This window comes from Bacteroidetes bacterium SB0662_bin_6 (assembly GCA_009839485.1).
Classification (GTDB): Bacteria; Bacteroidota; Rhodothermia; order Rhodothermales; family VXPQ01; genus VXPQ01.
Genome location: VXPQ01000041.1, coordinates 1 through 7,804, shown reverse-complemented (window position 1 = coordinate 7,804; position 7,804 = coordinate 1). Strand labels below are relative to the sequence as shown.

4 protein-coding genes are annotated in these 7,804 nt (G+C 60.1%); all 4 read left to right on the top strand.

Translation table 11 applies throughout. The features are described 5' to 3' along the window. Window positions 1-423 precede the first annotated feature (423 nt). The 4 genes from F4Y00_07690 (at window position 424) to F4Y00_07675 (ending at window position 2,346) form a co-directional block, all read left to right on the top strand. On the top strand, window positions 424-777 hold the full coding sequence (locus tag F4Y00_07690; protein ID MYE04836.1) for a helix-turn-helix domain-containing protein: 354 nt from the start codon (window positions 424-426) through the stop codon (window positions 775-777). Between the two features lie 196 nt (window positions 778-973). Next, complete coding sequence (locus F4Y00_07685) at window positions 974-1,303, top strand: HigA family addiction module antidote protein (protein MYE04835.1); 330 nt, start codon at window positions 974-976, stop codon at window positions 1,301-1,303. A gap of 411 nt (window positions 1,304-1,714) precedes the next feature. Further along, the gene (locus tag F4Y00_07680; GenBank protein ID MYE04834.1) at window positions 1,715-1,957 is read left to right on the top strand and encodes an AbrB/MazE/SpoVT family DNA-binding domain-containing protein; all 243 of its coding nucleotides are present in this window, start codon (window positions 1,715-1,717) and stop codon (window positions 1,955-1,957) included. Then, window positions 1,954-2,346, top strand: coding sequence for a type II toxin-antitoxin system VapC family toxin (locus F4Y00_07675; GenBank protein ID MYE04833.1), 393 nt, complete (start codon window positions 1,954-1,956; stop codon window positions 2,344-2,346). Before F4Y00_07680 ends, F4Y00_07675 begins: the two co-directional genes overlap by 4 nt. Window positions 2,347-7,804: the final 5,458 nt, after the last annotated feature.

The following is a 7,804-nucleotide window of genomic DNA, read 5'->3' as shown; positions in this document are numbered from 1 at the left end:
GAGGGGGTGGAGGCGGAGGCGGAGGAGAAATTCCCCGCGCATTTCGCCAAGCGCCGATCAGGCGATAAGGCGCTGATGTAATTAGAGAATGTTGATTTTCGTTTTTTTAGCGAATTCTCGCTGAATTGCCCATCTCAGAAAACTTTGTAGTAGCCGAAGTGATATGCAATGAAGCGCCTGAAGCGGCTCCCCGCTTCGTTTGCGCACGCGATCCGCCGGAATTTTTGTAATAGCAGAAGTGATACTTGGCCCGACCGAAGTAGAAATAGTGGACAAACGGATCACAATTTCTACTTGCAAAATGCTGCGCCGGTGTGTACTTGGATGAGATCGCGGGCCAGTAAGCAGCGATCTTGACTAATTTTTAACCAATAGGCAGTATCTGGCCTCTAAAGTTCATATATTCTTATTAATAGGCCATATATGGCTACTAAATACAATACAACTGCACCGAGTGTAGGCGCTGAACTGGGCCGGCGCCTGGCGCAGCTGCGCCTTGCGAGAAATGTGACCCAAAAGACTCTGGCGCGCGAAGCCGGTATTGGACTGCGAACGCTTCGCCGGCTGGAAGCCGGGCAGCCTACCAGCCTTGACAGTTTCCTGCGGGTGGCACTCGCGCTAGGGCTTGGCGACGCCTTGCTGGCGGCTCTGCCTTCACACGCGATCCGGCCGATCGAGCGCGTTGAACGCCGCGGTGTCGAACGTCGCCGCGCCCGCCCGAAGCGCGCGGAAACGTCGAACGCGCCCTGGACCTGGGAACACCAATCGCTCGACTGATGCCCCCGTAAGATCGTGGGGAGGGCGTAGCGGCGCGACGCACAGAACCAGGGCAACAGAGACATAAAACGCATTGAAAATTGAACAGGAGAGATTCATATTTCAATGACAAATGCGTAGCGCGGGATAACCATGTCCGGCAGGTCCCCTATAGGAGTATGATTTTTCAGATTCGAATTGCATACTGAGGCAAGTCATGCGCGACCCTATCCATCCGGGCGAGACCCTGCGCGAGGATCTTGATGCGCTCGACATGAGCGCGGCAGAGCTCGCGCGGCGCATTGAGGTGCCGGTGAACCACATTACCGAAATACTCAACGGCCGCCGCTCGATCACCGGCGATACGGCATTGCGCCTGGGGCGCTACTTTGGCACCTCGGGAGAATTCTGGCTCAACCTTCAGAAGCTCTACGAACTGCGGCTCGCGGATCACGCTGGATCTTTCGCTTCGCGTTGGCGCGGCCGACTGCAGTCGGCGGGGCGCGACGATGCGCGCTACGCGGCGCTCGTCAGGAAATACCTGTAAGTCTGGAAAATTACCGAATCAGTCCTCTTAAGATGGACTTATTCTCATTTTAAGTAGTGACATGTCCGTTAGCCCGGACGATTCCCTCCGCATCGGCAATTTTCCACCTCGGTGAAAAATAGCATCGGCCATTTTCTACTTGGGTCGAAAATTGCCGTTTGTTGCCGCGGCCCTCGGCCCCGGCGCTCAAGTTGCTTTCCGCGCTGGTCCAGGGAGGCACAAAACAACGAGGCTGCCAATGCCTTGTCTGCGAACTTTGCAACGATCGACGCGGAAATTTTGGACGAACGGATCACGATTCCGATCTATGCAATGCCGCACCGGTGAGTACAGAATGCCAGGTAAGTTGCTGTTTGGTTCAGGCGTTGTGAACAGTGTTGCCAGCAGTTCGATATGGGAGTATGATTTTTTATGTCTGAATTTCATATTGAGGTTTTCATGCGTATCTCCGAACGCGGGCAAATCACCATTCCAAAAAAACTCAGGGACCGTTTCGGCATGAACCACAATGTCGAGGTGGAATTGACGCCCACGCGCAACGGTCTATTGCTCCGCAAGCGATCTGCGGTCGAGCACCCTGTCGAGAGCGTTTACGCGATACTCGGTCGGGGCGGCAGCACGGATGACTACCTGGAGGAGATTCGCGGCCGGTGATAACGGCGGTGGACACCAGCGTTTTGCTGGACGTATTCCTGCCGGATGAACAGCACGGCGAGCAGTCCAAGCAAAGGCTTCGCGCAGCCTATGACGTGGGGGCGATCGTCGTTTGCGACGTCGTCTATGCGGAACTGGCGGCGATGTTTGGCAATCGGGCTGCACTCGACCGCGCCTTGCAGGCGATCAATGCGGCCGCATCGCCGATCAATAGCGCCATCGCATACGAAGCCGGACTGCGCTGGAAGCGTTACCGTGATGCCGGCGGGCCGCGAAAGCGGATCATCTCGGACTTTCTCATCGGCGCACATGCGCTGGAGGCCGCCGACGCCTTTCTTACCCGCGACCGGGGTTTCTTTTCGACCTATTTCCCGGAACTGTCGCTCTAAGCGAATAGAGCTCATGCACTCAGGCTTGATCGCCTGGTGTCTGGCCGGCTCGTTGCGAATTTAGGGTTTCGTTTTTTCGAGGGCGGGACTCCCTCGTTCCGGGGGCGTACAAAAAACGAGGCGGGCATGTAGCCCGCCTCGCCGCAACGCTAGTTGCTGGTTGGACTAAGCGATGTCCAGACCGTCGTCGATCGTGAGGAGATAATCTTCGAGCAGATCCTGGTCATAGCCGTCCATGTTGTCGATGAAGTCTTCGATGATCCCGCCAAGCGACATCCCCGGAGGCGGAGGCGGCGCGCCGCCATCGGTCTCGCCGTCGTGGTCGCCGGGAGTAGAGCTGTCGTCGTCCTGCGTATCGTCCGCATCGGTGGTCTCATCGTCCTTTAGGCCGGGCGTGTCGGTCGGGCCCGGAGGCGCCGGACTATCGACAGGGTTGTCCACAACCGTGATCACCAGCGTGATCGGGACATATCCATTTCCTCCTATCGCCGTCGCTCCGGTTGCGACCGGTGTGCTCAGGCCGCCGCCATCGGTCGCCATGAAGGTGAGCTCTATTTGCGTGCCGTCCGTGACCGGATCCATGTCGTCCGTTTCATGATCGAACGTAACGCCCCTCTTCAACCGCAGTTCCCACGTACTTCCATCGCCATCGTCACGCGTCAGAGCCGAGGGACCGTTAGTCTTCGTGATTACGAACCGGTCATGGGGATCGCCGGTAACGGTGACTTCATGCACGCCGTACGGATGTCCCGGAATCGTGCTGGTCCCTGAGAAGTTTTCGTCCTGAACGTCGATCGTGGCAAGCACCTCCCCTCCCGTCGCCGGCACCAGTTCATTCACCCTGATTCCGCCGATCACGGTTGTGGTGTCGGTGACGGCAGCCCCGGCTGCATCCGTGTACGGGGTGGCGTCTGTTGCTGTGTTGAGGATGGGGTGATCCGAGAGATCAGCGGGGGCAGTCCCTCCCGTAAGCTCAATATCCGTCGGCGCCACGTTGATCCGAATATGCAAATCGGCCATACCGATGCTGTTTCGGGCCGCGTTGGTGTACGGTGGCGTATCGTTGGCGGTAATATTCAACGTCAGCCTGTTGCCCGCGCCGTCATCCTGATTGCCATCGTGGCCGCGCAATTGGTCGCTTACATAGATCAGCTCCCCGCTACGCATGTTGAGCACAAGAACGCCCGTTTCACCCTGGAAAAGATAGCTTCCGGCAGAGGTGGACCCGCCCGCCAGGAGAACCAAACCCGGATTAGTCGTCGAAGTGGAGTCTCCGGCCGCCGAAAAGCTCAGCCGAGCGCTGTCGGGGTCCTGGAACAGGCTGGCCAGGTCCACTGTTTCCGTGATCGAAACGATATGTCCTGATGCTTCGCCGACACCGGTAATTGCGCCACTATCAGTCACCGCGTTGGCAGGCCCTCTGGCAGCGTGTCCGGTTCCCATTACGCTGCCCGTGACCGTGTGGTCGTCCACCGCAGTTGGGCGGGGGGGTGTTGAAGTGCCGCCAATCAGAATCCCATTCTCCGTAGTATTCCCGTCGCCATCCAGGTCATTGCCGTCCACGGCAATGACCACCGCCGTCACGCCAGACTCACTAGGGACGGTGGTCTCGTAGGTCACCAGGGCCCGAACGGTGGAGCCGGCAAGCGCCGCAGTAACGTGGAGATCGCCGGTCCCGCCGGGAATATTCGTCCAGACTGTGCCGGGGGCGGGACTATCCGCTTGCCACTGCACCGACGAGACGCCAGGGCCGCTCACGCTAAGCGTTCCGCCCGGATTCGGGCTACCTGTAGGTGAGCGGGGTCCTGGTGTGACGGTATCACCGGATCCGGCTGTCGGGGTAGAACCGGCCGTAAGATCGCGAACATCGGCAATCTGGATCGGATCGCTGTATACGCTTTCCATCACGTCGCTGTCGCCGTCGGTGAGATCGAAATCTTCATCGACTCCATCCGCGTCGTAGGTCGCAACCGCACGATAAAACCGGCCCTCGCCGTCGTCCAGAGTCAGGGTTGAGGTGTCGGAGTCGCCAGTCTGATCAACGTCTCTCCAACCGCCCACTCCATTCGCGGACCACTGCCAACTGTAGGTGATATTGGTAGTGGAACCAGGAGTGCCGTCAGGTTGGTTTATTGCTGCGGTGACAACCCCGCTGCTCGAGCTATAGTCCTCATCGAGAATGACGACATCTACGGCTGCCAACGTATTGGCCGGATTATCAGCCGCGGTCGTCGCCGGATCAGTCCCGACCGTAATGGTGAAGCGCCCCACGCCATCGTCCGGCGAGTTGGAAACCGCCCTTTCAGTGGTCGCCTCGACGGCGACCTGGGTAGTGGCGGCCAACTGGCCATTGGTGTCCGTGCCAGTAATGAATTGCGACGTGAATGTCCCATCTGATGCGACTTGGCCGACCACTTCGTAGTAGGTCACGGCCACCTGAATATGGTTGCTCACCATGGATTGCGACAGCGTCAGTGTGTCGCTGGTGCCGCGCTGGAGGACGTTCGAGCCTGTGTTGCCTATATTTACCGCAGCGCCATTCGCGTCAACCTGGGTCCATTCGTACAGCACCAGCACGGCCGATTCGGGGCCGCGCAGGTCGGGGTCGTTGTTCTCGTTGAACCGAGCCCTCAAGGTGCTGCCCTCTCGAGCGCTGCCGCTTATCGTCACGGCGGGGTTCCCGCTCGTGCTGACGATGTCCAGGTTCTCGTCCGTCACGTTTACAACGGCCGTCACGGTGCCCGTGGGGCCTCCCCGATCGTCGCGCGCGGTCAGCGTAAAGCTGCCCCGGTCATTCTGCGCCCGGCTGCCGGTTTCGGTGCGGTCGATCTCCACAATGACCACCTGTTCGCCGTCAGCCGGAGCTCCGGCGCTGCCGACCAACCTGTCGGTATAGCCAGTGCCAAAGGTGCCCCAGCTTTGGCCGGTCTCCAGGTTGTCCTCAATGTCGCCCCACTCGGCCGGACCATGCTTGATGTCGATCCACGACGCCGAAGTCGAGGCCCCGAAAATCAGGTCCTCAGTGTCGTCGTCCTCGTCCGGGTCATTCCAGAATTCTTCCAACTTGATGAACAGCACGATCTTGTTGGCCTCCGACTGCTCGACCGTACGATTCGCAGCAGGTAGAAGAGTTCCGGTGGGGTTGGCCCGACTACCGCCAACGACCGCGGGCTTTTCATTCACGTCAGTAATGTTGATATTGATCGTTGCCTCGTCCATGGCGCCCGTGCCGTCGGTTACACGCACCGTAATATCGATCTCTTCCAGTCTCGGGGTCCGCTCAGGGTTCAGTAACCGTGTCGTGTCATTCGCCGCTCCGGCGCGAGGATTGGTGTCGCGGACGTAGATGTCGTAGGTCCAGTTGTCTCCACTCTTGCGTGGTTCGGACAAGCGGAACGCTCCCGCGTAACCCTCGCCGTTGGCGGCGAAGTCACTGGTCGCGAGGATGTCGGGCGTTGCCGCATCGCTGTCGTGGTCCGTGAACGTCGTCGCATTCAAAGGGTCAGTGGTTTCGTCCGCGTTCACCACGCTGACGATCTGCACCGTCCTGATGGCGAACAGGTGGTCCGGAATGTCCTGGTCCGGGTCGCTGACCGTGAATGTCGCCACCCGCTGCTCGCCCGAGCCCTCACGGTAGCTCCCGGTAGCTCGATTGGCGGTAGGATCGTCGTTCTCGCCTGTCAGCGAATCGTCTGTGTTGGACTCCTCATCGGAATGGGCCACGTTCACACTGAAGGAAACGGACGCCGATGCGCCACGCTCATCGGTGGCCGTGACGGTCACGGGATAAACGCCTCGGTTGGGGATCATTTCTTCGACGTTGGTGATCCTGCCGCTTCTCTCGTCGATCTGAATCCACGAGGCGCCGGATATGGAGTAGCTCAGGCTGTCGCCCGCCGGGATATCGTCATCCTTGAAGGCCGGGAATGAGTCGCCGTCGCGCTGTTCTTCCAGATCAACACTGAGCAGGTCCCCCGCATCCACGTTTTCCGCTTCTTCATCTTCGTCCACGGTGACCCACCAGTTGCCGACCGTGCCGGCCTTGGGCGCATCGTTCAGATCGTTGACGAGGACGGTGAATGTCGCAGTGTCCGTAGAGCCCTTGTACTTTTTCGCTCCAAAAGACCGGTCGAGGATAGAGTTTTGCTCTCCGTTCATGTCGGTGGCCCTGATCGTTACACTGATCACGCCTCCTTCTCTCGGATGCTCGTGGTTCAGGGACACGCCTTCCTTCAGAGCCAGCCACTTGCGACCGTCGTCGTCCGTCCTGATCTCGAAGCGGGCGGCGGCGGCGCCCGTCACCTCAACCAGGTGCATGCCGTTCGGGTGCATGGGATGGTCGTCGTCGTCCACGGTGATCTCGGCGAGAACCACGCCGGAAGCGTCGTTCTCGTCCACTTCGACCTCGCTGACCGCGGTGCCGTTTTCATCACGCAGGTCGATGCCGGTGACCGGGTCGTTGGCTTCGTCCACGACTGCGTAGAAAGTGACGCTCCCCGATTCGCCGCCGCGGTCGGTGGCGGTGAGGGTAACCATATGCGCAGCGTTGCTTTCGGCGCCCCTGGAAGGCGGCGTGCCGCGCAGATGGCCGATGACCATCTCGTTGCCGTCGTCGTCAGTAACGTATTCGACCTGCAGACCCAGCCAGGACGGGTTGCCGCTGAGCTCCCAGCGCAGCGAACCCGCATCGCCGGCGTCCGGATCGTTGAACAGGTTGGTCAGGTCAACCTCGACGTCGATGGCCCTGCCTGACTGTGCGGTGACGGTGGGAACCTCACCGACCGCCATCGGGGCCTCGTTCACGTCGTTGACCATGACCGTTACGTCCTGGCTGGCGGTGTTGCCGGCGCTGTCCGTATAGGTGACGGTGACCGTGACTTCGCTGGCGTCCTCGTGGTCGAGGCTGGCGCCTTCCGCGAGATGCAGCCACAGGCCCTCCTCGGGATCTTGAATCACGGTAAAGCGACTGTCGCTAACCGAAGTGGCGGCCTCGCCGGCATCGCCGGTAAGCATGTCGGCATCGGCGGCGTCAGGATCCATTACCTCGATCAGGGCCAGGGGCGGAGGACCGCCATCGCCCCGCATCGCGTTTTCGTCCACGCTCAGGCTTGAGATCACGCCAGGATGTCCGGGCACTTCTTCGCCATCGCGCACGTCAATGGAGGGTGCTTCGTTCACGTCGTTGATCGAGATGCTCACCGTAGCGGTGGCGTCGTCACCGTCGGAGACGGCGGTAAGGGTGACCTCGATCGGTGAGGAGTCGGCCTCAAAGTCGAGGCTCGAGCCATCCTTCAGCTTGAGGTTGCCGCCGGCAACTTCAAAGCGGTCGTCATCGACCGTGATTTCGGAGGAGTTCTCGGTGGTGACCGCAGCAATGGTCGCCCCGTCGTCATTCTCGTCCACGGAGGCCTCGGCATCCACCATGATCGTCGCTGCCGGAGGAGGCGGTGGCGGCGGG